At 64.2% G+C, this 26,185-nt stretch carries 25 protein-coding genes; 19 read left to right on the forward strand and 6 right to left on the reverse strand.

Features of this window, described 5'->3' with window-relative positions; translation table 11 throughout:
* The first annotated feature begins 4 nt into the window (after positions 1-4).
* The 4 genes from CH286_RS06045 to CH286_RS06060 all read left to right on the forward strand — a co-directional run bounded on the left by CH286_RS06045 (position 5) and on the right by CH286_RS06060 (position 3,675).
* Entirely contained in the window at positions 5-1,591 is a 1,587-nt protein-coding gene (locus CH286_RS06045) for a GMC family oxidoreductase (RefSeq protein WP_094608672.1), read from the forward strand.
* Between the two features lie 161 nt (positions 1,592-1,752).
* Positions 1,753-2,451: a hypothetical protein gene (locus tag CH286_RS06050; protein WP_032405820.1), complete on the forward strand. Its 699-nt coding sequence runs from the start codon at positions 1,753-1,755 to the stop codon at positions 2,449-2,451.
* Positions 2,452-2,542: 91 nt separating this feature from the next.
* Positions 2,543-3,013: a hypothetical protein gene (locus CH286_RS06055; protein WP_032405292.1), complete on the forward strand. Its 471-nt coding sequence runs from the start codon at positions 2,543-2,545 to the stop codon at positions 3,011-3,013.
* A complete protein-coding gene (locus CH286_RS06060) occupies positions 3,010-3,675 on the forward strand; it encodes a methyltransferase domain-containing protein (protein WP_094608673.1) in 666 nt (221 codons plus the stop codon). The genes CH286_RS06055 and CH286_RS06060 overlap by 4 nt, the downstream gene beginning before the upstream one ends.
* Here the strand turns inward: CH286_RS06060 and CH286_RS06065 are convergent.
* The gene (locus tag CH286_RS06065; protein WP_037147672.1) at positions 3,662-4,978 is read right to left on the reverse strand and encodes a hypothetical protein; all 1,317 of its coding nucleotides are present in this window, start codon (positions 4,976-4,978) and stop codon (positions 3,662-3,664) included. The two genes, CH286_RS06060 and CH286_RS06065, sit on opposite strands and share 14 nt — an antisense overlap.
* Before the next feature lie 79 nt (positions 4,979-5,057).
* On the opposite strand from CH286_RS06065, the gene CH286_RS06070 reads away from it, so the two are divergent.
* The 5 genes from CH286_RS06070 to CH286_RS27790 all read left to right on the forward strand — a co-directional run bounded on the left by CH286_RS06070 (position 5,058) and on the right by CH286_RS27790 (position 8,561).
* Entirely contained in the window at positions 5,058-5,855 is a 798-nt protein-coding gene (locus CH286_RS06070) for an S-methyl-5'-thioadenosine phosphorylase (RefSeq protein WP_094608674.1), read from the forward strand.
* Positions 5,852-6,910, forward strand: a complete 1,059-nt coding sequence (locus CH286_RS06075; RefSeq protein ID WP_094608675.1) for an NAD-dependent epimerase/dehydratase family protein — start codon at positions 5,852-5,854, stop codon at positions 6,908-6,910. Before CH286_RS06070 ends, CH286_RS06075 begins: the two co-directional genes overlap by 4 nt.
* Positions 6,903-7,556 carry a glycosyltransferase family 2 protein gene (locus CH286_RS06080; RefSeq protein ID WP_094608676.1) on the forward strand — a complete coding sequence of 218 codons (654 nt, stop codon included), beginning with the start codon at positions 6,903-6,905 and terminating at the stop codon, positions 7,554-7,556. The genes CH286_RS06075 and CH286_RS06080 overlap by 8 nt, the downstream gene beginning before the upstream one ends.
* Positions 7,553-8,227 (forward strand): TIGR04282 family arsenosugar biosynthesis glycosyltransferase, encoded by a 675-nt coding sequence (locus CH286_RS06085; RefSeq protein WP_094608677.1) that lies wholly within the window; start codon positions 7,553-7,555, stop codon positions 8,225-8,227. The genes CH286_RS06080 and CH286_RS06085 overlap by 4 nt, the downstream gene beginning before the upstream one ends.
* A 172-nt stretch (positions 8,228-8,399) precedes the next feature.
* Positions 8,400-8,561, forward strand: coding sequence for a hypothetical protein (locus tag CH286_RS27790; RefSeq protein ID WP_165712864.1), 162 nt, complete (start codon positions 8,400-8,402; stop codon positions 8,559-8,561).
* A 6-nt stretch (positions 8,562-8,567) separates the two neighbouring features.
* On the opposite strand, the gene CH286_RS06090 is transcribed toward CH286_RS27790, so the two are convergent.
* Positions 8,568-9,002 (reverse strand): MarR family winged helix-turn-helix transcriptional regulator, encoded by a 435-nt coding sequence (locus tag CH286_RS06090; protein WP_032377579.1) that lies wholly within the window; start codon positions 9,000-9,002, stop codon positions 8,568-8,570.
* Between the two features lie 219 nt (positions 9,003-9,221).
* Between CH286_RS06090 and CH286_RS06095 the strand changes: the two genes are divergently transcribed.
* The 3 genes from CH286_RS06095 (at position 9,222) to CH286_RS06105 (ending at position 12,812) form a co-directional block, all read left to right on the forward strand.
* A complete protein-coding gene (locus tag CH286_RS06095) occupies positions 9,222-10,250 on the forward strand; it encodes a DUF4185 domain-containing protein (RefSeq protein ID WP_242640352.1) in 1,029 nt (342 codons plus the stop codon).
* A 23-nt stretch (positions 10,251-10,273) separates the two neighbouring features.
* Positions 10,274-10,897, forward strand: coding sequence for a class I SAM-dependent methyltransferase (locus CH286_RS06100; RefSeq protein WP_094608678.1), 624 nt, complete (start codon positions 10,274-10,276; stop codon positions 10,895-10,897).
* 79 nt (positions 10,898-10,976) lie between these two features.
* Complete coding sequence (locus tag CH286_RS06105; protein WP_032405286.1) at positions 10,977-12,812, forward strand: acyl-CoA dehydrogenase; 1,836 nt, start codon at positions 10,977-10,979, stop codon at positions 12,810-12,812.
* Positions 12,813-12,992: 180 nt separating this feature from the next.
* Here the strand turns inward: CH286_RS06105 and CH286_RS06110 are convergent, their stop codons facing one another.
* From CH286_RS06110 to CH286_RS06120, 3 genes are all read right to left on the reverse strand, one after another.
* On the reverse strand, positions 12,993-13,484 hold the full coding sequence (locus CH286_RS06110) for a flavin reductase family protein (RefSeq protein WP_032405285.1): 492 nt from the start codon (positions 13,482-13,484) through the stop codon (positions 12,993-12,995).
* A gap of 170 nt (positions 13,485-13,654) precedes the next feature.
* The gene (locus CH286_RS06115; protein WP_094608735.1) at positions 13,655-15,874 is read right to left on the reverse strand and encodes a VanW family protein; all 2,220 of its coding nucleotides are present in this window, start codon (positions 15,872-15,874) and stop codon (positions 13,655-13,657) included.
* 230 nt (positions 15,875-16,104) lie between these two features.
* Complete coding sequence (locus tag CH286_RS06120; protein ID WP_255182585.1) at positions 16,105-17,409, reverse strand: PucR family transcriptional regulator; 1,305 nt, start codon at positions 17,407-17,409, stop codon at positions 16,105-16,107.
* Positions 17,410-17,557: 148 nt separating this feature from the next.
* On the opposite strand from CH286_RS06120, the gene CH286_RS06125 reads away from it, so the two are divergent.
* Genes CH286_RS06125 through CH286_RS06145 form a run of 5 tightly spaced genes read left to right on the forward strand, consistent with a single transcriptional unit; the run spans position 17,558 to position 22,357 of the window.
* Positions 17,558-18,379, forward strand: coding sequence for an ABC transporter ATP-binding protein (locus CH286_RS06125; RefSeq protein WP_230592640.1), 822 nt, complete (start codon positions 17,558-17,560; stop codon positions 18,377-18,379).
* Positions 18,369-19,091 (forward strand): ABC transporter ATP-binding protein, encoded by a 723-nt coding sequence (locus CH286_RS06130; protein WP_052057854.1) that lies wholly within the window; start codon positions 18,369-18,371, stop codon positions 19,089-19,091. Before CH286_RS06125 ends, CH286_RS06130 begins: the two co-directional genes overlap by 11 nt.
* Before the next feature lie 26 nt (positions 19,092-19,117).
* Positions 19,118-19,996: a branched-chain amino acid ABC transporter permease gene (locus tag CH286_RS06135; protein ID WP_037147280.1), complete on the forward strand. Its 879-nt coding sequence runs from the start codon at positions 19,118-19,120 to the stop codon at positions 19,994-19,996.
* A 1-nt stretch (position 19,997) separates the two neighbouring features.
* On the forward strand, positions 19,998-21,041 hold the full coding sequence (locus tag CH286_RS06140) for a branched-chain amino acid ABC transporter permease (protein WP_032405282.1): 1,044 nt from the start codon (positions 19,998-20,000) through the stop codon (positions 21,039-21,041).
* The gene (locus CH286_RS06145; protein ID WP_094608680.1) at positions 21,038-22,357 is read left to right on the forward strand and encodes an ABC transporter substrate-binding protein; all 1,320 of its coding nucleotides are present in this window, start codon (positions 21,038-21,040) and stop codon (positions 22,355-22,357) included. Before CH286_RS06140 ends, CH286_RS06145 begins: the two co-directional genes overlap by 4 nt.
* 137 nt (positions 22,358-22,494) lie before the next feature.
* Here CH286_RS06145 and CH286_RS06150 read toward each other — a convergent pair whose 3' ends face one another.
* Positions 22,495-23,793, reverse strand: coding sequence for an acetyl-CoA C-acetyltransferase (locus tag CH286_RS06150; RefSeq protein ID WP_032377570.1), 1,299 nt, complete (start codon positions 23,791-23,793; stop codon positions 22,495-22,497).
* Between the two features lie 139 nt (positions 23,794-23,932).
* Between CH286_RS06150 and CH286_RS06155 the strand changes: the two genes are divergently transcribed.
* Entirely contained in the window at positions 23,933-25,279 is a 1,347-nt protein-coding gene (locus tag CH286_RS06155; protein ID WP_032378373.1) for a 3-oxoacyl-ACP reductase, read from the forward strand.
* The gene (locus CH286_RS06160) at positions 25,276-26,133 is read left to right on the forward strand and encodes a MaoC/PaaZ C-terminal domain-containing protein (protein WP_032405280.1); all 858 of its coding nucleotides are present in this window, start codon (positions 25,276-25,278) and stop codon (positions 26,131-26,133) included. Before CH286_RS06155 ends, CH286_RS06160 begins: the two co-directional genes overlap by 4 nt.
* Positions 26,134-26,185 lie beyond the last annotated feature (52 nt).

Below are 26,185 nucleotides of genomic sequence, written 5' to 3' on the forward strand. Positions count from 1 at the left end.
AAAGATGAGCTCACAGCACAAGACTGCCGACTACATCGTGGTGGGCGCAGGTTCCGCAGGCGCAGTGGTGGCCAATCGCCTCAGCGCCGACCCTCGCAACGAGGTGATACTGCTCGAAGCAGGTCCCGAGGACAAGAACAAGTTCGCCCACATCCCGGCTGCGTTCTCCAAACTCTTTCGTAGCGAGGTCGATTGGGATTACCTGACCGAACCGCAGCCGGAGCTCCGAGATCGCAGCATCTACTGGCCGCGCGGCAAGATGCTCGGTGGCTCGTCGTCGATGAACGCCATGATGTGGGTGCGCGGATTCGCCGCCGACTACGACGAGTGGGCGGCAGTCTCCGACGACTCCTGGTCGTTCCGTAACCTCGTCGGATACTTCCGCAAGATCGAGAACATCGAGGGGACAACAGCACTCGACGCGGGCACCGACGGCCCACTCATCGTCTCGCACCAGCGCAGCCCTCGCGACCTGACGTCGTCGTTCCTCGACGGCGTCGAAGAAGCGGGCTATCCGCTGGAAACCGCCAACCTGCCCGAGCCCAAGGGCTTCACCCGCACGATGGTCAACCAGAAGCGCGGAGCACGGTGGAGCACCGCGGATGGATACCTGCGACCGGCGAAGAAGCGCAAGAACCTCACCATCCTCACCGAGGCACACGCCACTCGCGTGCTGTTCGAGGGCACTGCGGCCGTGGGCGTCGAATACATCTCCGGCGGCGAGACACACACCGTGCGCGCACACAAGGAAGTGATCCTCTCCGGTGGCGCGATCAACACCCCACAGCTGCTCATGCTCTCGGGCATCGGCGACCAGGAACAACTGAAATCGCACGGAATCACCGTTCAGCATCACTCACCGGGCGTCGGACAGAATCTCCTCGACCACCTGGCCGCCCTCATCGGCTGGAAAACCGAACGAGACTCCCTCTTCCATGCCGAGAAGATCCCCGAGCTGGTCAACTACCTCACGCGCCGACGCGGCATGCTCACCTCCAACGTCGCCGAGGCGTACGGATTCATCAAGAGCCGAGAAGACCTTGCCCTGCCCGACGTCGAACTCATCTTCGGACCGGCACCGTTCTTCGACGAGGGACTCGTCGGCCAGGACTCACACGCCGCCGTCATCGGCGCGGTACTCGTCAAACCCGAGAGCCACGGCGAGATCACCCTGCGCTCTGCCGACCCCTTGGCGAAGCCCATCGTGGAGCCGCGCTATCTCAGCGACCCCGGCGGACTCGACCGCCGCGCCATGATCGAAGGGCTACGGGCCTGCGTCGCGATTTCGGAAACCCCCTCGCTGAAGGGCGAGCTCGGCGACATCCTCCGCCCCAGGGTGGCGTCGAACATCTCCCCGGCGGACCTGCTCACCGAGGCCCTCGAGCAGAATGCGCACACTCTGTACCACCCCGTGGGCACCGCCCGGATGGGTAACGACGCCGACAGCGTCGTCGATTCCGAGCTCCGGGTAAGGGGAGTCGACCGCCTTCGCGTGGCCGATGCGTCGATCATGCCGAGCATCATTCGCGGACACACCCATGCGCCGTCGGTGGTGATCGGAGAACGGGCAGCGGATTTGATACTTCGCTGAGTCTGCACCGAACATCAGGAATCTTTCCGGTTTGACGGTCCGGTTTGTCGGGTAACAGGTTGTCACGCTCCCAGCAGGGATCGAGATGTAACCCATCCGCTCGGCAAGCAGCGCCGAATGACCCACAACGCTCGAGAGACGAGCACGGAAGGTTGACCGACATGTTCACTGTTCGTAAAGCTTTGGCCGCCACCGCAATCGGTGCAATGACGATCGTCCCGCTTGCCGCATGCTCCAGCGACGACGCTTCCAGCACAGTCGATGCAGCCACGTCCTCGGCCGCATCGGCCATGGAAACCACCGAAAGCACCCCCGAGCCCGCTGCCGAGGTCGCCGACCTCAGCAACGGCGTCGACACCGCGGTTGCACTCGATCCCGGCTTCCTGGGCGCACTGACCACCCTGGGCCTGACGCCCGGCGTAGTCGGAACCGCCACTCTCGCAGACGGTTCCATCCGCTTCCCGATCACCGGCGGAGACGTCAAGTACTGGGAGCCCGGCACCGTGGATCCCTACGTCCAGGGCGAGATCATGCACGACGGCAGCGGCCTGTCGCTGACCGCCGGCGAAACCGTCGTCGAGCTCACCAACTTCGACATCGACCCGGGCACTTCACTTCTCACCGGTGACGTCACCGTCAACGGCGAAGAGGCTGCTGCGGACGCCGTCCTGTTCGATCTCGACGGCCGCACCCTGCAGCCGCTGGCGACCGGACCCGACAACACCGCAATCCTGCAGGGCACCCAGGTGAAGATCTCGGAGACCGCTGCCGGACTGCTCAACAGCACCTTCAACACCGATGCTGTGACCCCGGGCCTGCTCGTGGGCGTTGCGACCATCACGGTCAAGACCGCCGCATAACCATTGCCTGACCCCGTGCGCGAGAGCACACCGTGACAGACGGTGGCTCTCGCGCACGGGTCTTTTTGCATAGCAAGGTCAGGAGCCTCGGATGAGAGCGTTCACGAAGATCTACGGTGGGCACCCACTGCACGCAGTCGGTCTGCTGCTTTCGTTCGCCCTCGTCGGTTACGTCATCGCGATTGCCGGACCGGAAACATTGTGGAACAACGACGTGTGGTGGAAGTCCATCATCGTGTGGTTCTTCGGTTCGGTCCTGCTGCACGACGCCGTGCTGTATCCGCTCTACTCGCTCGCCGACCGACTTCTCACCGGATCGACACACCGCCCCTGGATGTTGTCTCCGGTCAACTACGTTCGCGTTCCCGCTCTCGGAGCCGGACTGACGTTTCTCATGTTCTTTCCCGGGATACTCACCCAGGGTGCGGAGTCGTACCGGGCCGCAACCGGTTTGACGCAAGAGCCCTTCCTCGGTCGTTGGCTCGCGCTCACCGCCGCGTTGTTCACCGTGAGCGCAGCCGCTTACTTCATTCGATTGATCCTCGTACGGAGCCGAGCATGAGCGTCACCGCCGATACACTCTTCCACCGCGCAGCAGCCGGATTGCCCTGTTGGATAGGCGATTCCGACGGCACACGAGAACGTCTACCCACTGCCCGCTGGATGGGCGGGGATGCCTCGTCCCTGGAGGATCGCCGTGCGGACCACGCGATGATCAGTCGATGTACCGGCCCCACCCTCGACCTCGGTTGCGGGCCCGGGCGCCTCACCGAAGCACTTGCTCGACGGGGAGTGTCGGCACTCGGCGTCGACACCTCGAAGGCAGCCGTCGACCTGACCATCGGCCGCGGCGGAAACGCCGTCCTGAAGGACATCTTCGAGCCACTGCCCGACACCGGCGAATGGTCCTGCGTGCTGCTTGCTGACGGAAACATCGGCATCGGCGGCGATCCGGTTCGGCTGCTGCGCCGCGCTGCCGACCTACTGGCACCGCACGGAGCCGTCATCGCCGAGGTGGATGCGCCGAGCAACTACGGAGTGCGGCACCGCACCGTGCGCTGGGAAACCGACACCATGGTCGGAGATTGGTTCGCGTGGTCGAGTGTCAGCGCCGACGCCACCGCGGATCTCGCTCGGGCAGCAGGCCTTCGAATGATCGACGTCGCACCGATCGACGGGCGCTGGTTCGCCCAGATGACGCCTGCACCGCTCACCAATTCGTGAACAGCAGATGATTGACCGCCAATGCGCCGATCACCTGCAGTGCCAACCAGAATCGGTGCGTGCGCATCGGCAACACCGCGGGCGCAATGAGCATCCACATCGCGAACGGCAACCAGATTCGCTCGGTCTCGGCCTTGCTCAACTGACTCAGATCTGCCATCACCACCGCCGCCACGCCGCCGATCACCAGCAGGTTGATCGGCTGCACTCGCGTGAGAATTCGCGGGAATGCCGCTGGCACAGCCACACCCAGCGCACAGAACAGCGCCGCGAAGTTGGCCCAACCCCAGTACTCGAACGGGCGATCCTTGGCGATGCCCTGGTAGTAACGTTCTTGCACCAACTCGTAACCGTCGTACCACCAGAATCCGTACGCCGTGAAGATTCCCGCGACGATCAGCGCTCCGATGACCGCGCCCACGAACGGGAGAATCTTTCGACCGGCAATCAGTACCGCCACCGCGGGCAAGCCCATCAGTACCAGCCCGTAGTTCAGATAGATACCGAAACCGAGCAGCACTCCCGCACCGATCGACGCGGGCCACAGGTACCGCTTCGTGGAGATCGCCAGCAGCGCGACACCCCACGCGGCGACCCCGGCATAGAACGCATCCGCCGACACGGCGATCCAGATCGCGGCCGGCGCGATGGCCACGAACGGCGCTGCGCGCCTGGCCATCTTCTCGTCGCCCAACACCCGCAGCGTGAGGACGACAGCGACTGCGGCACTCGTCCCGACCGACACGCAGAGCGTCGCCGCCCACGCCCCACCGCCGAGGCCGAGTCGATCGAGCCAGACGAAGGTCAACAACGCGCCCGGCGGATGTCCCGAGACATGCGTGGTCCACGAATCCGCCTGGTAATCCAGGATTCTCTCGGAGAATCCGCGCAGAGTTGCGGGAATGTCGGTGATCCCCGGTACCTCGTGCAAGTACTCGTCCGTCGACGCCAGCCGGTCGACGAAACCGCGCTTCCACCCATCGACCATCGCCAACGACATCGTCCATGCTGCGGACGCGCCCCAGACGACGAACAGCAAGCGCGTCCAGGACAACCGGCGGGCCACCGTAGGCCCCCACAGCACGGTGGCCACGGCGATGAGTACGGCGAACGGAGTTCCCCACCCGAAGTGAATCTCACGGAATCCGAACAGCGGTGCCGCGTCTGCGAAATCGCGCACCTGCTGAGGGGTTCTGTTGATGATGGGCGTGACGAGTTCGTTTCCCAGATACGGCACGATGAACGCGACCACGACGAGCGCGACGGCGAGCGCACCGGCGACGGCTTCTCTCCAGTAACGGATAGTGTTTTCTCCCTGCGGACCTCGAGACGAACACGACTTCCGATCAGCATATCGACCGACGGTGATGGAGGATGAACAGATGAACAAGGACGCGCAGGGACGGGCCGAGATCGCCGTCATCGGCGGCAGCGGCTTCTATTCGTTCTTCGCCGACGACGCCGAGGAGATCGTGCTCGATACGCCCTACGGAGTCCCGAGCGCTCCGATCACATTGGGCGAGGTGGAGGGTAGAGATGTTGCCTTCCTCCCTCGGCACGGGCGGAATCACGAGTACTCCCCGCACACGTTGCCGTACCGCGCGAACATGTGGGCGCTGCGGATGCTCGGGGTGAGTCGAGTGTTCGCGCCGTGCGCCGTCGGATCACTGGTGCCCGAGTACGGCCCCGGCACCGTCGTGATTCCCGATCAGCTCGTCGATCGCACTTCCGGGCGAACGCAGACCTACTTCGATCAGGGCGGCATCCACGTCGAGTTCGCCGATCCCTATTGCGGGGAGTTGCGCAGGGCGGCCGTCCAGGACACTGCGATCGACGGCGGCGTCATGGTGGTCGTCGAGGGTCCGCGATTCTCCACTCGCGCGGAAAGCCAGTGGTTCGCCCGCCAGGGTTGGACACTGGTGAACATGACCGGCCACCCCGAAGCCGTTCTCGCTCGCGAGCTCGAACTCTGTTATGCACCGATCGCATTGGTGACCGACCTCGATGCCGGCATCGAATCCGGTCAGGGCGTCAAGGCCGTGGACGTGTTCGCGGAATTCCAGAAGAACATCGAACCACTCAAGACCCTCGTGCGATCGGCCGTTCGTGACGCTCCGACCGGTGATTGCCCTACGTGCCGCGTGCACACCGGGATCACCCTGCCGATCGAGCTGCCATGACACGGGTACTCCTCACCGGCGCAGCCGGATTCATCGGTGGCCACATCCTCGACGCCGCGCGAACCGCCGACCTAGACGTGGTCGGCGTCGACGCGATGCTCGAATCGGCGCACGGCCCCGGCGCGCATGCCGATGGGATCATCGACCTCGATGTGCGAGACAAGGACGCACTCGTCGAGACACTGCGCGGAGTGGACGTCGTGTGTCATCAGGCCGCAGTCGTCGGAGCGGGCGTCGACGCCGCAGATGCCCCGGCGTACGCAAGCCACAACGACTACGGGACGGCAGTCCTGCTCGCAGCCATGTACGAGGCGGGCTGCACCCGACTGGTTCTCGCCTCGTCGATGGTCGTGTACGGCGAGGGGCGGTACCTCAATTCGTCGGGCGAGACCGTCGTTCCTCGGCCCCGCTCCCGCGCCGACCTCGACGCAGGCATGTTCGACAACCGCGATCCCAGGTCCGGTGAGCCACTCGATTGGCTTCTGGTCGAGGAGGATTCGAGACTCGAGCCCAGGAGTACCTACGCCGCCAGCAAGCTTGCTCAGGAGAACTACGCCTCCGCCTGGGCAATTGCTACCGGCGGATCGGTGGTAGCACTGCGCTACCACAACGTGTACGGCCCGCACATGCCGCGCAATACCCCGTATTCCGGTGTGGCAGCGATGTTTCGATCGTCCCTCGAACGCGGCCAGGCTCCGACGGTCTACGAGGACGGCAAGCAGGCCCGTGACTTCGTCCACGTTCACGACGTAGCGGCGGCCAACATCGCGTCGATCTCGGCCGCACTGGACGGCTTCACCGCGCTCAACGTCTGTTCGGGACAACCGATCACCATCGGTGAAGTCGCAGGCATCCTCGCAGACGCACGCGGCGGACCGGCACCCGAGACCACCGGACAGTACCGAGCGGGCGATGTGCGGCACATCGTCGCCAGTTCGGAACTCGCCGAACGGACTCTGGGATTCCGCGCGAAGGTCATGCCTCGCGAGGGCCTCACCGCATTCGCCGACGCACCGTTGCGCGACGCCGAGGGTACGGGTCCCCCTCGTGTCTGACCCGGGCTCGGTCACCGTCGTCGTTCCCTGCATGAACGAGGCCGAATCGCTTCCTGCAGTTCTCGATTCGATGCCGTCGGGGTATCGGACGATCGTGGTGGACAACAACTCCACCGACGACACCGCCGCCGTCGCCGCGGCGCACGGAGCCACCGTGGTGTCGGAATCGGTACCTGGTTACGGGGCTGCCGTGCACGCGGGCGTCCTCGCCGCCGACACCGAGATCGTGTGCGTCCTCGACGGAGACGGCTCGATGGATCCGGGTGACCTGCCGACGCTCGTGGCCGCATTGGATCACGCCGACCTCGCCGTCGGCCGTCGACGACCGGCCAGGGGAAGCTCACCCCTGCACGCGAGGATCGGCAATGCCGTTCTGTCCCTTCGGCTCCGGACCAAGTACAAGCTTCCGGTGCACGATCTCGGTGCCATCCGCGCGGTCCGCCGCCAGGCCCTGCTCGACCTCGGCGTCACCGACCGTCGCTCGGGTTACCCGCTGCAGCTGCTCGTTTTGGCAGCCGAAGCCGGGTGGACCGTTGCCGAACACGATGTGGACTACCGTCCGAGAACTGCTGGTACATCCAAGGTTTCGGGCTCGATGAAGGGAACGATCGTCGCCGTGCGAGATTTCTGGAAGGTTCTTTCGTGATCGTCACCGCTCTCGTCGTTGCCAAAGCTCCCGTTCCCGGTCTGGCCAAGACACGCCTCGCCGCCACGATCGGGGATGCCGCTGCGGCCGAGCTGGCTGCGGCCTCGCTGCTGGACAGCCTCGATGCGGTCTCCACGGCCGACGTCGATCACCGCGTCGTGGCTCTCACCGGCACCCTTGCCGACGCGGCCCGCTCCGACGAACTGACTCGGGCTCTGGCGTCGTTCACGGTGATCACGCAACGCGGCGACGGACTGGGGGAACGGCTGGCGAACGCACACGCAGACGCGGCCACCGACGGAGCCGTCTTGCAGATCGGTATGGACACACCCCAGGTGACCGCGCAGATACTGTCCGACGCAGCCGCGCGGCTGAACCATGGCGACGTGCTCGGATCGGCCGAGGACGGCGGCTGGTGGGCGCTGGGCCTGCGTGACCCGGCCATGGCACGGGCCCTACTCGACGTGCCCATGTCGGCACCGTCGACGGGCACCGATACACACGCCGCGCTGACGGCCGCGGGGGCGTCTCTGACAATGCTCGAAGAATTGCGGGATGTCGATTTCGAGTCGGATCTGGACCCGGTATCCCACAAGTGCGCACCGGAGAGTCGGTTCCGCATTGCCGTCGACCGAATTCGATCGAAACAGGATTTCGAGTCCGTTACGTGAGGTTTGTTTTGCCCGAATTGGTTCCGTAAAGCCCGAAACTCCACATCTGTTGTGGAACAGCGCCTTCGATATGTCCTGATTGTCGAACCATCGACGACCAATATCGAATCGCAACAAAGCCGAATCACCGTTTCACGGCGATTTCACAGACACGGGTGCTAGAAAGTGTGTCATGACCGGGTTGTGGATAGTCGTTACCGTATGGATGGTGTGCGCGGCAGTCGTCGCCACCGTCCTCGGTCGCGTCGCACGCCGGGGCGATTCGGAAGAATTGGGCTCGACTCTCGAGTGGGACATCGACACCCTCGATCACGAAGTACGGAACGACAACTGACGAAGCTCAGTCGACCTGTTCGACGATCTCGGTGAGAATGCCGGCGGCGGCGGCCAATGTCTCCCGCTCCTGTGCCGTCAGGTTCTCCAACTGCTCGGCAAGCGCAATCTCCCGAGACGCGACCTCTTCCCGCGCGGCAGCAGTCCCGGTATCGGTCAGCTGCAGAACCACTTGCCTGCCATCCGTCGGGTGCGGTGCCCGAGAGATCAAACCGGATTCCACCAACGTGTGCGATGACCGCGACACCGACGGTGGCTTTATTCGCTCCCGCGCCGCCAACTCACCCGTCGTCATCGGCCCTTCTCGCAGCAGAGTCGTCAGAATCGACAGCTGAGCGACGGGCAATCTGTCGCTGGAATGGCGCAGACGCAGCCTCCGATTCAGCCTCATCGCACTGACGGACAGATCCCTGGCCAGCCCGGAATCGGGTAGATCACTCACGTGTCCAGATTACGACATCGAGGTGCATTCGCCCGATTCCTCCGAAACAGCGGATCACTCAATGTATTACCCCTCGAACAAACCGCTGATATGGTTCCTGAGGTTGTCGGGGTGGGAGATCGAAATCGGGGGGACGTCTTGAGTCGCGTAGGTTCCAGAGCATTGACCATCGCTACCGTGACCTTGGCGGCGTCGCTGCTGGTCACAGGCCCCAATGCCATGGCGGATCCCAATGCGGTCAATCCCATAGCCGGGCTCAACGGCACGTTCGGGCTGCCGCAGCTGCACGGCCGAGCCCAGGCCGTCGCCCAGGTGACCGGCATGTCGAGCCCCAACAACACCCAGAACGTGAACATGATCGGCACCGATCTCGGAATCATGTGGGACAACGGCCGCGGAGAGGTGTTGACGGCATTCGGCGACACCGCGGGACTCGGGATACCCAACCTGCTGCAAGGCAGTCTGTGGTCGTGGCGCAGCAATGCCATCGTCCGCAGCACCGACCGCAACCTCGCCGACGGCATGAACTTCGACAGCATCGTGAAAGACCCGCTGGGCCAGACCAAAGAGGTCGTTCCCAGTCCCAAGATCCCGTTCGTCGAGATCAGTCGGATCCCGACGGCCGGCGTGGCCGTCGGCGACACCCAGTATCTGAACCTGATGTCGGTGAAGAACTGGGGCCCGGCCGGAACCTGGGAGACCAACTTCTCGGGGCTTGCGGTCTCGAACGACAACGGGGAGAACTGGGCACCGCTGCCGGAGACCCAGCGCCCCAGCGTCGGCGGCGACCGTAACTTCCAGCAGAGCGCATACCTGAAGGACGGCGGCTACGTCTATCAATACGGCACCCCGCCCGGCCGGTTCAACCTCGGCCACGTTGCCCGCGTGAAAGAGCAGGACATCGCGAAGCTCGGCGAATACGAGTACTGGACCGGCCAGGACTGGAAGAAGGGCGACCCGGCCGCGGCGGCACCCATCGTCGGCGGAGTGGGAGAACTCTCGGTCACGTACAACGCCACGCTCGGGCAGTACCTGATGATGACGACCGACAATGCCAACTCGATCGTGCTGCGGCGCTCACCGTCACCGGTCGGTCCGTGGAGCGAACCGGAGGTTCTGGTCGACACCCGCGAGGTCAGCTCCATCTATGCGCCGTACATCCACCCGTTCTCGACCGGCCGAGACCTGTACTTCCTGGCCACCGTCTACCAGAACTACAACGTCCTGCTGCTGCGCACCACGTTGTAGTAGCCCCCACTAGGCTTCCGAAGGTGGACGCCACAGAGTGGGATCGCAAGTACGACGGCCGAGAACTCGTGTACGGCGAGGCACCGAATGCGACATTGGTCGAGGTCGCGACAACGCTGAAGCGTGGTCGCGCACTGGATCTCGCGTCGGGCCAGGGTCGGAACGCCATCTGGCTGGCCACCCGCGGCTGGACCGTCGACGCGGTCGATTTCTCCTCGGTGGGGTTGACGAGGGCGAGTCGTATCGCCGCCACTGCACCCGCGTCCGTTCGCGAACGCCTCACCTGGATTCATGCCGATGTGACGCAATTGGCAACGGAACCCAACTATGACCTGGTTCTCATGTTCTACCTGCACTTGTCCCCGGAAGGACGACGGAAGGCCGTCTCGGCCGCAATTTCGGCGCTGAAACCTGAAGGAATCCTCATGATTCTCGGGCACCACACGTCGAACATCGAGTCCGGCATCGGCGGCCCACAGGAAATCGAAATCCTTTACACGCCAGAGGATTTGGTCTCCGACATCGACTCCCGGCTGACCATTGTGACCGCCGAGAATCGGTATCGCGACGTGAGCGACGGCACTGCGATCGATGCACTGCTACTGGCGAGTAGGTCCGCCCTTGGCAGCGAAACGGATCGGGGGTAATATCCCTTAAGTTACCGACGAGTAGCTAACTTGGGCGGTACTCACGAGACCGCACCACCGACTGGAGAGCGAACGAGCAATGGGCCATTACAAGAGCAACCTTCGGGACCTCGAGTTCAACCTCTTCGAGCTGTTCGGACTCGACGAGACGCTCGAAGGCGACAACTTCGGCGACATGGACGGCGAGGTCGCCCGCGACATGCTGCGTGAGGTCGTACGCCTGGCCGAGGGACCGCTGGCCGAGTCCTTCGCCGATGCGGACCGCAACCCGCCCGTCTTCGATCCCGATACCCACAGCCTGAAGCTGCCCGACTCCTTCAAGAAGTCGTTCAAGGCGCTCTACGACGGTGAGTGGTGGCGCGTCGGACTCGACGAGGAAATCGGCGGCATGCCTGCCCCGCGCAATCTCCTGTGGGGCATCAACGAGATGCTCCTCGGCTCGCAGCCCGCAGCATTCATGTACTCCGCAGGCCCCGGCTTCGCAAACATCCTGTACCACAACGGAACCGACGAGCAGAAGGAGTGGGCCAAGGTCATCGTCGAGCGCGGCTGGGGTGCCACGATGGTGCTCACCGAGCCCGACGCCGGATCCGACGTCGGCGCAGGTCGCACCAAGGCCATCAAGCAGGACGACGGCTCGTGGCACATCGAGGGCGTCAAGCGCTTCATCACCTCGGCTGTCTCCGACGACCTGTTCGAGAACATCTTCCACCTCGTGCTCGCTCGCCCCGAAGGTGCCGGACCGGGCACCAAGGGCCTGAGCCTGTTCTTCGTACCGTCCGTCCTCTTCGACTTCGAGAAGGGCGAGCTGGGCGAGCGCAACGGCGCATTCGTCACCGGCGTCGAGCACAAGATGGGCCTCAAGGCCTCCGCCACCTGTGAGCTCACCTTCGGTGGCCACGGCGTCCCCGCCAAGGGCTGGCTCGTCGGCGAGGTCCACAAGGGCATCGCGCAGATGTTCGACGTCATCGAGCACGCTCGAATGATGGTCGGCACCAAGGCAATCGGCACCCTCTCCACCGGTTACCTCAACGCACTCGACTACGCCAAGGAGCGCGTCCAGGGTGCCGATCTGACGCAGATGACCGACAAGACCGCGCCGCGCGTCACGATCACACACCACCCCGACGTTCGCCGCAGCCTCATGCTGCAGAAGGCGTACTCCGAGGGACTGCGCGCGGTGTACCTCTACACCGCCGCACACCAGGATCCGATCACCGCCAAGCAGGTCTCGGACGCCGACGCAGACATCGCATACCGCGTCAACGACCTCCTGCTTCCCATCGTCAAGGGCGTCGGTTCGGAAATCGCCTACCAGGTGCTGGCCGAGTCGCTGCAGACCTTCGGTGGCTCCGGCTTCCTGCAGGACTACCCGCTCGAGCAGTACATCCGTGACGCCAAGATCGACTCGCTGTACGAGGGAACCACCGCCATCCAGGCGCAGGACTTCTTCTTCCGCAAGATCGCCCGCGACCGCGGCGTTGCTCTGGCTCACGTTGCCGGACAGATCAAGTCGTTCATCGACAGTGAGGCAGGCAACGGCCGCCTCAAGGCCGAGCGCGCACTGCTCGCCACCGCACTCGAAGATGTGCAGGCCATCGTCACCTCGATGACCCAGCACCTCATGGGTGCACAGGACCAGCCCACCGAGCTGTACAAGGTCGGCCTGGCATCGGTGCGCTTCCTGATGGGCTTCGGCGATCTGCTCATCGGCTGGCTGCTGCTGCGCCAGTCCGAAATTGCCATCGCCGCACTCGACAACGGTGCAGAGGGCAAGGAGAAGGCGTTCTACGAGGGCAAGATCGCAGTGGCCTCGTTCTTCGCCAAGAACATCCTGCCGCAGCTCACTTCGACGCGAGCAATCCTGACCAACATCGACAACGACATCATGGAACTGGACGAAGCAGCGTTCTGATCCACTGACATTGCAACGGCCGCACCTGTTCACGGGTGCGGCCGTTGTTCTTTGTGTGCTGGGTGTGGGTTGCTCGCTCCCGACCTGTGCTGCCGCAAGTGCGCGCGCGTTTGCGAAAACCGGAGGGGCGAACGGACGACCGGCGATGGGTGAACAGGCCGAACGAAGTCGAACCAGAGATTACTGCTGCAGTTTGCGGAACTTGCTGCCGTGGAACACGATTGGGTTCACTTCACTCTGCACATCCAGGGAATGTATGCGCAGCAACACGATTAAGTGGTCGCCCGCGGGGATCTGCTGGTCGATGGTGGTGTCGAGCCACGCTGTTGCACCCACGATGAAGGCGGCTCCGCCGTCCGTGACGGTGAGATCGAGACCGGCGAATCGGTCACCGGTCTTGGCCGCCAGCGTACGAACGGCATCGTTGTGCGCCTCACCGAGAACGCTGACGCCGATGTTGGGTGCCAATTCGAGTTTGGGCCACGTCGTCGACGTGTTCTGAATGCAGACAGCCACCAGAGGCGGATCGATGGACACCGAAACGAAGCTGCTCGCTGCCAACCCCACCAGCACGCCGTCGATCTTCGCGGCGATCGCCACAACGCCGCTGGGGAACTGCGCGTACGCCTCACGCAGCGTCTGCTGATCGAGGACGGTACGTGTGAGCGTCATCGGCAATGCTCCCTTTCGGTGGTCGAGTGCAGTGAAGCACCTGTGCTGTGCAACCCCCGCACGGGCACATTCATTTCGAGCAGTTCCCTGCTACCAGCAAACACCCGATCGGGCGGCGACGCCACAGTCCGACTCGAGGTGATTCGAACTGTGTCCTCGCAGCTCGGGCGTCACTCATCCGGTTCCGGCTCCGGCGCAGGGTCGGGTCGAGGTGCAGGCGAAGGGTCCGGGCGATCGGGCTGGACGCATTTCACGATCGGAATCGGGTCGTACTTCACCGTTCTCGTGTTCCGCGACAATTCCCTGCCCGACGCGGCATCGCTGATCACCTTGGTGTCGCTGGCCGTGAATCCCGGTCCTCCACCCGATGCGACACAGCCTGCGCCGGCGGGCAGCGTCACCGTGTTGGGTGACGTGGGGTTGGTTCGCGACCCGGTGATGGATTCGACGTCGACGGTCTTCGTGCCCCACAGTCGAACGGTGACGCTGGACGAATCGGCGAACGATTCGATGACCACGCCGGTGTCGTTGGGGTTGGTGAACTTCAGATCGATCGCACCCTCGAAGACCGTCGCCTCGCGGGCCTCGGGATACCGGCTGATGTAGTAGCTGTGCTCGGTGTGATCGGTGTCTTCCATGCCGGCGAAGTAGGACGCGTTGTACAGCGTCGTCGCGAACTGGCTGATGCCACCGCCGACGGCGCGATCGGGTCTGCCGTTGTCGATTATCCCCGACTCGACGAAGCCCTGCGCCGTACCTCGCGGACCGGTGTATCCGTTGAGCGAGAATGTCTCCTTCGGCTTCACGAGTGCACCGTTGACAATTTGCGCCGTCAGCCCGATGTTGACGCCCGACGCGTACTCGAACCCGCCGGTGGTGTACTCGGCGATCACTTCTCGCACACCGAGATTCTGCGCGGCCTCGGTGGTGAGAGCGGGCGGAGCCGGTTCGTAGATCGCCTCGGTGGTGCGGGGGCCGTCCGCAGACAACAGTGCGGGCAGCTGCTCGAGAGTCTTACGCCACTCCACGAGCTCACCCATCACCCCGGGCACGACGGTCGGCGCACCGCCGGAGAACGTGAACGACGCGTCCTTCGGCGGTACCTCGGTGCGAACGAGTTGTGGTGCCAATATCCCCGTGGCGACATCGGTGTCGTAGATCGGAGTCAGCCCGCCCTGGTCGTCCGGATCGAAGCGCAGAATCTCGCCCACGCGGTCGGTCGGCAGCGTCGCATCGACGTTCTCGCGACCGGCGATGATCACCGGTGCCTCGACAGCGGGAACTGCGATCTCGGCCAAGGCTCGGTCGACCGCGTCCTGCGTCACCGATACGGGGGTGGACTCGTAGACCACTTCCGTTGCCCCCGAAGCCCATTCGGTCTGCAGATTTCGACGCGTCCCGTCGGCATCCAACACCCGACCCTCGAGTGGTGCAACAGCAACAGGAGTGACACCGTCGAACACGACGTCGCCTTCGACGGGAGCACGATCGGTCTCGGCGCGGAGGCCGTCGATGGCGACGTTCAATGCTTGCTCGTCCGTGGTCGATACGACGCCGATCTCGCGGCTACCGAAGAAAGACGTCAGCCGGGTGATCGGATTGATCGGCTGAGACCCCGCGCGGTCCAGCGTCGCATTCCAGTCCACCCCGAGACCGGCAGCGGCAGGGAGCACGTCGACCTGCCGATCGCCGACGTCGACCTGAACGGGTTGCTCGGCGCGAGGGCCGAGTTCGGAGCGCAACGTGTCTTCGGCGTCGGAGTGAGCTTTGCCGCCGACGTCGATTCCGGCAACGGTGACACCGCGGGGCACACGGTCACTCGAAGTGAACCAATCCGCGACATACAGCAGTGCGAAGACGGCGAACACTGCACCGGTGCCGATGGCAATCTTCCGCCACGGCGGCGTGACGCCTGCTCCATCTGCCTGCGCGCTACCGTCGCTGGGAGGAGTCGAGGGTGGTTCCGTAGGAGACTCGGGCTGCTCAGGGACGACGGGCTGCGCCACAGTCGGAGACTCATCCGCGACCGGCGTCTGCTGCGGGGACGAGGTCGACGAATCGGACTCGACTGCATCCGTCGGACCGGCTGATTCGACGACCTCCGTGGTGGCGGCATCAGTGGGGACGGAATCAGTAGTGACGGAATCAGTAGTGACGGATTCTGTGGTCGAGGCTTCGTGAACAGGTGATTCTGTGGCGTCCGTGCCCTCGACATCGGCCGCGGGGTCGACCGTCACGTCGTCGGACAGGCGATCGGCTTCGGACGCCGGCTTCGACATGTCATCACCGACAGCCCCGAATGCCTCGGTGGGAGCGTCGTACGGCGGTGTGTCGGGATGGGTCTCGTCGCCCTTCGGCCCATCGCCCGACCTACTCTTGCCCTCGCTCACGTTCGACCCTTCCAGGACCACCGTTCGATGAAAGTTCCACCCGTGGGCACGGAGTACCCCGCGCACGAGCTTACGCAAACCGAACGACGACGCTCACTCGGCGATGTTCGGTATCCGAACGAACAAAGGCTCCGCGCTGCTGCCGGGTCGGGGGTCAGGCAGCAGCACGGAGCCACCTGGAATATATGCACTCTTCGACCGCGCGTTACACCGAGTAAAAAAATGTCTCGTCAATTCATTCGATTGAATGATCCACGGGGCGTCGAGCTGTCACCTTGCCCGACGGCACGAGTCCAGTGCCCCGTCCTGACCAGGGCGAGCGTCAGCAGAAGCCGATCTCGCGGATCGGTCAGATCGTGCCCGGTCAACTCCTCGATCCGACGAACCCGGTAGATCACCGTGTTTCGGTGGCAGTAGAGCGCCTTTGCGGCATTGGTCGGCGAACCGTCGGAGGCAAGCATGTGCGCCAGAGTGTCGAGCAGCGTTCCGCGATGCGGCTCCGGGTGCGTCCACAAACTGCCGAGAGCGTGGCGCACGAGCAACTCCGACGATTGATGGTCGGCAGCCATGATCACGCGGGGCAGACGCTCCGTCGCCAACGCCACGCCGCTGCCCTCGGTGATGGTCTCGGCCGTCAACGCCGCCAATCGGTACGCCGCCGCGAACGAAGACACGCCTTCGGGTGAATGCGCGACGCCGACCGGCCCCACGGCCTGCGCCGCAAGGGAATCGACGACGGAATTCCACGACCCGGTTCCGAGAGCCACGAGCGCGAACTGATGGCCGTCCCTGGTGTTCCAATGCGATACCGCGCCTATCTGATCCAACGCATCCTCGGGCGCAGGCAGCGGCGGCGATCCCTGATCGTCGAGTGGACCGACGACACACGCAATTTGCTGTGACGCCGAAAGTCCAAGTGTGGCACGAGTTTCGATGACGAATGCCGGATCTCCACCACGCCCCGATCGAAGACCGTCGAGAATTTCCAGGACGTTGGCGAGGTCCCGCTGCTGCATTCGGGCACTCTCCTGCCGATACGCCTCGACCAGAGTTTCGTACTGGCTGTCCAGCGCACGCCACAACTGCTGACCCGCCACCAGAAGCAGATGCTCGTCGATGCTGGATCGGCATTGTTCTCGCTCGAGCATCAACTCCTCCCAGAGCGTTCGGCTACCGAGCGTGTACGCCTTGAGTACCAACTCCATCGGAATGCCTTGGCGAGCGCGTTCCCTCCCGGTACGACGCCACACCTCACGGGTGTTGTCGTTCGCGGCCGGCAGCCCGGACAACGTGCGAAGACCCTGACCGATGTGCTCGCGGGTACTGCGCCTGATCTCGCCGGCGATGTCCGGAGCGGAGCTGGCCAGGTAGGCGGGTTCCTGCTCGATGAGCGCCAACGTGATGGAGTCGGCGATCGTGTCGGCCCGTGGCGTCAGGGCCGCCCATGCGCTCCGGATCTTCTCCTGATCCGAGGCCGTCACCGCGCCGCGGGCAGCGGATCGCGTCGATGCGTGTCGACCACCAGGAGCACCCACCCTGACAGTTTTGCGCACAGAGCCCACATCACAGGGCGATTTGACCGGTACTGGTGCCCAGCGACCCAAAGATTCTGTGCGCAGCGCCCATATCGCCCGTTGTGCGCGACGCACCATAGTGAACGCAACAGATTGTGAGGTGCGTCACTTGAACTCTCTCGACACGATGGACCCGGTTCTCACCATGAAGGACGTCGACGTGTCGTTCGGCGGAATCGTCGCGCTCTCCGGAGTCAGTCTCGACGTGCGCCCCGGCGAAGTCCTCGGCGTCATCGGACCCAACGGGGCCGGCAAGACGACCCTGTTCAACGTTGCGTGCGGACTCGTACGCCCGCAATCGGGCACACTCGGCCGACACGGCAAAACGTTGCCAAGACTCCGACCACACGACCTCCCCCGACTCGGCATGAGCAGAACTCTGCAGGGACTCGGCTTGTTCGATCGGATGACCGTTCTGGACAACGTCATGGTCGGTGCCGACCGAACGGCTCGAACCGGAGTCCTGGCCGGCCTTCTCGGGCTGCCGTCGAGCGCCTCCGACGACGCTGCGGTCCGATCGATCGCGATGGCCATGCTGCAGCGACTGCGCATCGACGACCACGCCCACCGCTTGCCGCCGAGCCTGCCGTACGCGGTGCGCAAGAGAGTCGCGCTCGCGCGGGCTCTCGTCAGCGAACCGACACTGCTCCTGCTCGACGAACCCGCCTCGGGACTGTCCAGCGACGAAATGAGCGAGCTCGGCAACGAGATTCGTTCTTTGGCAGCAGTTTCCACCGATTCCGATCCGGAAAGGCCTGCCACATCGGTCATGCTCGTCGAGCATCACATGGACCTCGTGATGAGTGTGTGCGACCGGATCTACGTACTCGATTTCGGCAAGGTCATCGCTCAGGGGACACCCGATCAGATCCGCGAGGACCCCGCCGTGCTCGCTGCATACCTCGGAAACGAAGTGGCACATGACGACTGACGCGGCACACCTGAAGATCACCGACCTCACGGTGCGTTACGGGCCCGTCACCGCCCTCGATTCGGTGTCGATGACCGTCGCGGCCGGGGCGATCACCGCCGTGCTCGGGGCCAACGGAGCAGGAAAGACGACACTGCTTCGCACCGTTTCCGGCCTCATTCGACCGGTATCGGGACGGATCGATCTCGCAGGTGTCGACGTTGTCGGCGTGGCACCGGATCGCATGTCTCGCAAAGGACTTGCGCACGTCCCCGAGGGTCGTGGAGTGATCGCCGAACTCACCGTCGACGAAAATCTTCGACTCGGCGCGTTGGGACGCAACAGAAGTCACGACGCCGTCACTCTCGATCGGATCTACGAGATGTTCCCGCCCCTGACCAACCGCCGAGCGTCTTCTGCGCACACCCTGTCCGGCGGGGAACGGCAGATGCTGGTGATCGGTCGAGCTCTGATGGCGACACCGTCGGTCCTTCTTCTCGACGAACCGTCTCTCGGGCTCGCTCCGAAAGTCGTCGCGCAGATCTTCGAGACGCTCCGTGCACTCGTCGATTCCGAATCCATGACCGTCGTGCTCGTAGAACAGAACGCGCGGAGCGCGCTGTCGATCGCCGAACACGCCGTAGTCCTGGATCTGGGCAAGGTCGCGATGGAAGGCCCCGCCGACACCCTGGCCGGGGACGACGCCCTCCGACACGCCTACCTCGGGTTCTAGAGCAAGCCGAAAGGACGCCTGCCACAGTGCAACAACTGCTGACCATCCTCATCAACGGCGTGACGACCGGCATGATCTATGCCGCCTTCGCGCTCGCTCTCGTGCTCATCTGGCGATCGACACGCATCGTCAACTTCGCCCAGGCTCCGATGGCCATGATCACCACCTACGTCGCGCTCGTCGTCATCGACGCCGGGTATTCGTACTGGATCGGGTTCGGAGTCGCACTCCTCAGTGGCCTACTGCTGGGAGCGTTGATCGAACGACTCGTCATCCGGTTCGTCGACAGCTCCTCGCACATCAACCCGGTGATTCTGACGCTGGGACTGTTCATCATCATCCACGCGGTGGCAGCCATCATCTTCGGCAACCAATTCCGTTCCTTCCCAGCTCCGTTCGGACTCACAGGCCAGCGAATCGGGGAGATCAACGTAGCGCTGACCGGGTACGACATCTTCAAGATCATCGCCGTCCTGGTGGTACTGGCCCTGCTCATCCTGTTGTTCCGCTTCACCGATCTGGGGCTGAAGATGCGGGCGAGCGCCTTCGAGCAGGAGGTTGCCAAACTCCTGGGAGTACGCGTGAGCCGAATGCTCACCCTCGGTTGGGCTCTCGCCGCAGTCGTCGGATCATTGGCAGGCCTGCTCATCGCGGGAGGTTCGTTGGTGCATCCGGGTTACATGGACTCGATCGTCGTATTCGGTTTCGTCGCTGCAGTTCTCGGTGGCCTGGACAGCCCGGCGGGTGCAGTGGTCGGCGGCTTGCTGATGGGCATCGGACTCAGCTTCGTCAGCGGCTACCTCGGCCAGGATCTCGTGTCCAGTGCGGCATTGGTGATCCTGATCGTCGTACTTCTGGTCCGCCCGAGCGGATTGTTCGCCAGCACCGCCGCCAGGAGGGTGTGACATGAACGCGGTTCTCACTCGTCTCGCTGCAACTCCGGTTCGACGTCACTTCCTCTGCGCTGTCATCGGACTCGTCGTCATCGTGCTCGCACTCGAATCACTGAGCACCTTCCGCCAGAGCCAGCTCACCTCGGTTGCCTACCTGGCGATCGCGGCCGGCGGCCTGACCGTGCTGACCGGGTTGAGCGGCCAGCTCTCCCTGGGACACGGTGCGTTCATGGCCGTCGGCGCATACACCGCAGCGTTGATGCTGCGGGCCAACGATTCGGGATGGTCGGTGCCCCTGGTTCTGCTTGCCGCCACCGTGATCTCGGCGGTGGTGGGTGTTGTGGTGGGAGTGGCCGCCGCCCGGTTGCACGGGCCGTACCTGGCCGGTGCCACGCTGGCACTCGCCGTCGCCGTACCGGGCCTGGCCCTGTACTTCTCGGACTACCTCGGCGGAGAACAAGGCCTCGTCGTCCCGGCGCCGAAAGTGCCGGAGCTGATCGACGACGTGATGTACTTCGTCACCGGAAACGAACTCAGCGGAACGAAATTCGTCGCCTACGTCAGCTGGGTACTGCTCGTCCTCGTGTTCTTCCTCCTGGCGAACATCTCGTCGAGCCGAATCGGACGCCGCTGGCGGGCCGTCCGGGACGACGAAGTGGCCGCCGAACTGGCCGGCATCGACCTCGGGCGCGCACGCATTCTGGCGTTCGTCGTCAGCGCGGCCTGCGCGGGCGCGGGAGGTGCTGTTCTGGCGATGTCGGCCCGGATCGCGGCACCGAGCGGATTCACGCTGACACTCTCACTGACGCTGCTCTCGGCCGTCGTCATCGGTGGGCTCGGAACTCTGTCCGGGGCATTGATCGGGGCAATACTGCTGACCTACATCCCGCCGGTGGTCACCAACCTCGGACTCGATCTGGGGCTGAGCAGTCTGCAATCCGCCGAACTCGCACCACTGGTGACCGGAATCTTCACCGTCCTGGTCATCCTGTTCGCCCCACTGGGTCTGGTGGGCACGTATCGAAGGTTGCGTTCAACCAGAAAAGAGATGAAATGAAGAAAATCGGATCGGTGGCGGTCAGAACGACCGCGCTCGTCGCCGTCGTCTCGTTGGCCGCAGCGTGCGGTGCAGGCGGTAGAGACGAGGCGACGGAATCCTCGGAAGGCTCGACGGTCGGCATCACCGACACCTCGGTGAAGATCGGTGCCCACTTTCCGTTGACCGGGGTCGCAGCACCCGGCTACAGCGAAATCCCCACGGGCGCACAGGCGTACTTCGACTACGTCAACGCCGCGGGTGGCATCAACGGTAGGCAGATCGAGTACGTGGTTCGAGACGACTCCTACGATCCGACCACCACCACTCAGGTCGTCAACGAACTCGTGTTGCAGGACGAGGTGTTCGCCGTCGTGGGCGGACTCGGCACGGCGACCCACAGCGCGGTCATCGACTTTCTGAACGAAGAGGGAGTACCGGATCTGTTCGTCTCCTCCGGCGCGATCATGTGGGGCAACGATCCGGAGAAGTACCCGAATACCTTCGGCTGGCAGCCTGATTACCAGGTCGAGGGCAAGATCATCGGCGACTGGGTGACGAAGAACCGGCCCGACGCCAAGGTGGGCCTGTTCCTCCAGGACGACGACCTCGGCAGAGACAGCGAGGAGGCGGTGCGCCAGTATCTCGACGACCAGATCGTCGAGGTCGTGCGCTACACCTCGGGCAACACCGACGTCGCACCGCAGATCGCGGCCCTGCAGGGTGCCGGAGCAGATCTGATTCTCGGCTTCAACGTGCCCTCGTACACCGCGCTGAGTCAACTGACCGCCATGCGGCTCAACTACGACCCCGAGTGGTTCTACAGCTCGATCGGTTCCGACGTGGACCTCGTCGGCTCCCTGCTCGGACGCTTCTCGCAGGGTGCGGTCACCGACGGCGCGCAGTCGCTCGAAGGCATGATCTCGCTGGAGTACATCCCGGGCGTCGACTCCCCGGAGAATCCGTGGACCCAACTGTGGCAGAAGGTCTGGGCGGAGAACGGAACCGGTGACCCACTGACCAACTACCGCATCTACGGTCTGAGCCAGGCATACGCATTCGTGCAGGCGCTGGAGGCGGCAGGCGAGAATCCCACTCGTGAAGGCATCGTCGCGGCAATCCAGGACGGCGGGATGGACTTCGAGGGACCGCAGTTGGCCCCGTTCCGGTACTCGGATTCGAGTCACCTCGGAATCTCCGGTGCCAGTGTCTTCCAGATTCGCGGCGGAGTTCCCGAGTACCTGACTCCGGTGCTGCAGACCGACATCGGCGACTCGGCCGTCGAGGAATACACCGGGGCCGAATCGACCCCGCCGGAAAGTGGCATCCCCGGCTGATCCGACGAGAAAGGGCACGCAGAGAAAACTCTGCGTGCCCTTTTCTCACGTAGTGGTCGGCAGATCCGAGAACCCCTCGATTACCGGATCCGCCGACCCTGTGTCCCCCGAATCGTGAGCAGCCGAAGCTGCAGTGATCAGCGCTCGATGATGGCCGTGACGCCCTGGCCACCGGCCGCGCAGATCGAGATCAGGCCACGGCCCGAGCCCTTCTCGGCCAGCATCTTCGCCAACGACGCCACGATGCGTCCGCCGGTCGCGGCGAACGGGTGGCCCGCGGCGAGCGAGGATCCGTTGACGTTGAGCTTGCTGCGATCGATGGAACCGAGTGCGGAGTCGAGTCCGAGACGCTCCTTGCAGTACTCGTCGCTCTCGAATGCCTGCAGAGTTGCGAGTACAACCGAAGCGAACGCCTCGTGGATCTCGTAGTAGTCGAAATCCTGCAACGTCAGGCCGTTGCGTGCGAGCAGACGCGGAATCGCGTAGGTCGGAGCCATCAGCAGACCGTCCTTGAACGAGCCGTTGCCGTGAACGTAATCGACCGCTGCGGTCTCGGAATCGACCAGGTGCGCGAGCACCGGGAGGTTGCGCTCGGCAGCCCACTCGTCGCTCGACAGCAGTGCAGCCGACGCACCGTCGGTGAGCGGCGTCGAGTTACCGGCCGTCATGGTGGCGTCGCCCAGCTTGGTGCCGAAGACCGGCTTGAGCGTGGCCAGCTTCTCGACGGTCGACCCCGGACGCAGGTTGTCGTCGCGCGTGAGACCGAGGAACGGCGTCACCAGATCGTCGAAGAATCCGCGGTCGTAGGCGGCTGCCATGTTCTTGTGGCTCGCTGCGGCCAGTTCGTCCTGGTCCTCGCGGCGGACGCCGAATTCCTTGGCGGTGATGGCGGCGTGGTCACCCATGGACAAGCCGGTGCGCGGCTCGCCGTTGCGCGGGATCTCGATGCCGAGCATGCCGGGACGGACATTGCCGAGGAGCTTGATGCGATCGCCGGTGCTCTTGGCCCGGTTCAGGGAGAGCAGGAACTCGCGCAGTTCGTCGTTGACGCCGATCGGTGCGTCGGACGTGGTGTCGACACCGCCGCCGATACCGGCATCGATACGGCCCGATGCGATGGCGTCGCCGACCGCGATGATCGACTGCAGGCCGGTGCCGCAGGCCTGCTGGATGTCGAAGGCCGGGGTGTACGGGCTCAGCGCGCTGCCGAGCACGACCTCGCGGGTGAGGTTGAAATCGCGCGAATGCTTGAGCACGGCACCGGCGGCGACGAGGCCGAGGCGCTCGCCCTGCAGACCGAATCGCGACACGAGACCGTCGATGGTGGCAGTGAGCATGTCCTGGTTGGACGCCAGCGCGTACTTCTTGTCCGAACGCGCGAACGGAATGCGGTTGCCACCGACGATTGCGACCGGTCGTAGCTGCTTGCTTGTCACTGACGTCTCCAAACATCGTCCCCAGCATGTGGGGAATGGCCCTGGTGGAGTTTCATCTTACTGGCGAGTAAGTTGGTTGTCGACACCCGGTCGTGCGCCTTGCTCCTCGAGCGAGCAGCGCTGAATGAAAGGTACGACAGTGGCAGCCTCCAAGGGAGCCCCAGATCTCTACTCAACGTTCCTCGCGTCCGCGCCGGGAGCTTTCATCGCCAAGCAGGCAGGCCTGCCGCAGCCCGAGAAGCTGCGTCGCTACAAGGCAGGCGAGCCCGCACTGGCCGGCCCGGTCCTGATCGGTGGCAGCGGCCGCCTCGTCGAACCCCTGCGTGAGCTGCTCTCGGACTACCCGCAGTCGCAGCCGCACGACGACAAGCACGGCGGACTCGTCTTCGACGCCACCGGAATCAGCAACGTCGCCGAGCTCGAGCAGCTCTTCAAGTTCTTCCAGCCGGTCATCCGCAACCTGGCACCGTCGGCTCGCGTCGTCGTCATCGGCACCACTCCCGAAGAGACCTCGAGCGTCGACGAGCACATCGCTCAGCGCGCCCTCGAAGGCTTCACGCGCAGCGTCGGCAAAGAGGTCAAGCGCGGTGCCACGGCGCAGCTCGTCTACATCTCCCCCAACGCGTCGACCGGCCTGTCCGGCCTCGAATCCACTCTCCGCTTCCTCCTGTCGGCCAAGTCCGCATTCGTCGACGGCCAGGTGATCGCCGTAGGTGACGCCGATTCACAGGCACCCGCCTCGTGGGACAAGCCTCTGGCCGGCAAGGTAGCCGTCGTCACCGGAGCCGCCCGCGGCATCGGTGCCACCATCGCCGAGGTCCTCGCCCGCGACGGAGCCACCGTCATCGCAGCCGACATTCCTGCTGCCGGAGAAGCACTCTCGCAGACGGCCAACAAGGTCGGTGGCACCTCGCTCGCACTCGACGTCACCTCGCCCGACGCCGGAGAGGTCCTCTCGAAGCACCTCCTCGAGCGTCACGGCGGGGCCGACATCATCGTGCACAACGCCGGCATCACCCGCGACAAGACTCTCGCCAACATGGACGACGCCCGCTGGAACTCGGTCATCGGCGTCAACCTTGCTGCGCCGCAGCGCATCACCGACGAGCTGGTGGCCTCCGGTGCACTCAAGGACGGCGGCCGCGTCGTCGACGTCTCCTCGATCGCCGGCATCGCGGGCAACCGCGGCCAGACCAACTACGGCACGTCCAAGGCCGGCGTCATCGGCTTGGTGCACGCATCCGCGCCGGTGCTGGCGAAGAAGAACATCACGATCAACGCCGTTGCTCCCGGCTTCATCGAAACCGCGATGACCGCTGCAATTCCGTTCGCGACCCGCGAGGCCGGACGACGCATGAGCTCGCTGCTGCAGGGCGGCGAGACCGTCGACGTCGCGGAGTTGGTCTCGTACTTCGCTTCTCCCGCATCCAATGCCGTCACCGGCCAGGTCGTGCGCGTGTGCGGCCAGAGCCTGCTCGGCGCATGAGCACCGTCACGCTCACCGCGCAGCCGAAGACATCCGACATCTACACCTCGGCTGCGCTCGGTGCGCTGCCGTTCTTCGGATCCAGGTCGTCTTCGGTTCCCAGCACGGTGTACGAGCTCAAGGGTCTGCGAGTGGACCCCGACAACCTCGCTGGGTACTGCCGCGCGACGGGTCTGCGATTCGGCGATCAGCTGCCGGTGACCTACCCGTTCACGCTGGTGTTCCCGACGGTGATGAAACTGATGGTCTCCAAAGGCTTTCCGTTTGCTGCCATCGGTTCGGTACACGCCGAGAACGTCATCGAGCAGTTCCGCGGCATCTCGGCATCGGAGCCGCTGGACATCCGAGTGCACGCGGAGAACCTGCGCGAGCACCGCAAGGGCTTGTTGGTGGACCTGATCAGTGAGGTCAAGGTAGGACGCGAGCTGGTCTGGAAGCAGACCTCCAGCTTCCTGAGCCTGCAGAAGACCTCACTGTCGGGTGGACCTCGTGAAACACCGCCTGCAGACGAGGTTCCGCCGCCCCCGACCCGCACCCTGCGCGTCGATCAGCGGATCATCAGCCGGTACGCGGCCATCTCCGGAGACCGCAATCCGATTCACGTATCCTCGCTCGGCGCAAAGGCATTCGGATTCCCGAAGACCATCGCGCACGGAATGTGGAGTGCGGCAGCCGTACTGCAGACCGTCGAGGGCCGAATCCCGGAGGCCGTGAACTACAGCATCCGCTTCGGCAAGCCGATCATCCTGCCCGCGACGATCAACGCCTACGCCGATGCCGTCGGTACCGGCTGGGACCTGTCGCTGAAGAACCCGAAGAAGGGCTACCCGCATCTGACGGGAACCCTGCGCTGACTGCTCGAACTCGAAGTTATGGACGGATTTCCCCGGATTTCCGACCATAACT

This window comes from Rhodococcus sp. WWJCD1, from assembly GCF_002258735.1.
Taxonomy (GTDB): domain Bacteria; phylum Actinomycetota; class Actinomycetes; order Mycobacteriales; family Mycobacteriaceae; genus Rhodococcoides.

What these genes read in the sequence shown, in the direction of transcription:
- CH286_RS06045 (WP_094608672.1), top strand. Translation starts at nt 5, where the DNA reads ATGAGCTCACAGCACAAGACTGCCGACTACATCGTGGTGGGCGCAGGT.
- CH286_RS06050 (WP_032405820.1), top strand. Translation starts at nt 1,753, where the DNA reads ATGTTCACTGTTCGTAAAGCTTTGGCCGCCACCGCAATCGGTGCAATG.
- CH286_RS06055 (WP_032405292.1), top strand. Translation starts at nt 2,543, where the DNA reads ATGAGAGCGTTCACGAAGATCTACGGTGGGCACCCACTGCACGCAGTC.
- CH286_RS06060 (WP_094608673.1), top strand. Translation starts at nt 3,010, where the DNA reads ATGAGCGTCACCGCCGATACACTCTTCCACCGCGCAGCAGCCGGATTG.
- CH286_RS06070 (WP_094608674.1), top strand. Translation starts at nt 5,058, where the DNA reads ATGAACAAGGACGCGCAGGGACGGGCCGAGATCGCCGTCATCGGCGGC.
- CH286_RS06075 (WP_094608675.1), top strand. Translation starts at nt 5,852, where the DNA reads ATGACACGGGTACTCCTCACCGGCGCAGCCGGATTCATCGGTGGCCAC.
- CH286_RS27790 (WP_165712864.1), top strand. Translation starts at nt 8,400, where the DNA reads ATGACCGGGTTGTGGATAGTCGTTACCGTATGGATGGTGTGCGCGGCA.
- CH286_RS06095 (WP_242640352.1), top strand. Translation starts at nt 9,222, where the DNA reads ATGGCGGATCCCAATGCGGTCAATCCCATAGCCGGGCTCAACGGCACG.
- CH286_RS06105 (WP_032405286.1), top strand. Translation starts at nt 10,977, where the DNA reads ATGGGCCATTACAAGAGCAACCTTCGGGACCTCGAGTTCAACCTCTTC.
- CH286_RS06110 (WP_032405285.1), bottom strand. Translation starts at nt 13,484, where the DNA reads ATGACGCTCACACGTACCGTCCTCGATCAGCAGACGCTGCGTGAGGCG.
- CH286_RS06130 (WP_052057854.1), top strand. Translation starts at nt 18,369, where the DNA reads ATGACGACTGACGCGGCACACCTGAAGATCACCGACCTCACGGTGCGT.
- CH286_RS06140 (WP_032405282.1), top strand. Translation starts at nt 19,998, where the DNA reads ATGAACGCGGTTCTCACTCGTCTCGCTGCAACTCCGGTTCGACGTCAC.
- CH286_RS06145 (WP_094608680.1), top strand. Translation starts at nt 21,038, where the DNA reads ATGAAGAAAATCGGATCGGTGGCGGTCAGAACGACCGCGCTCGTCGCC.
- CH286_RS06160 (WP_032405280.1), top strand. Translation starts at nt 25,276, where the DNA reads ATGAGCACCGTCACGCTCACCGCGCAGCCGAAGACATCCGACATCTAC.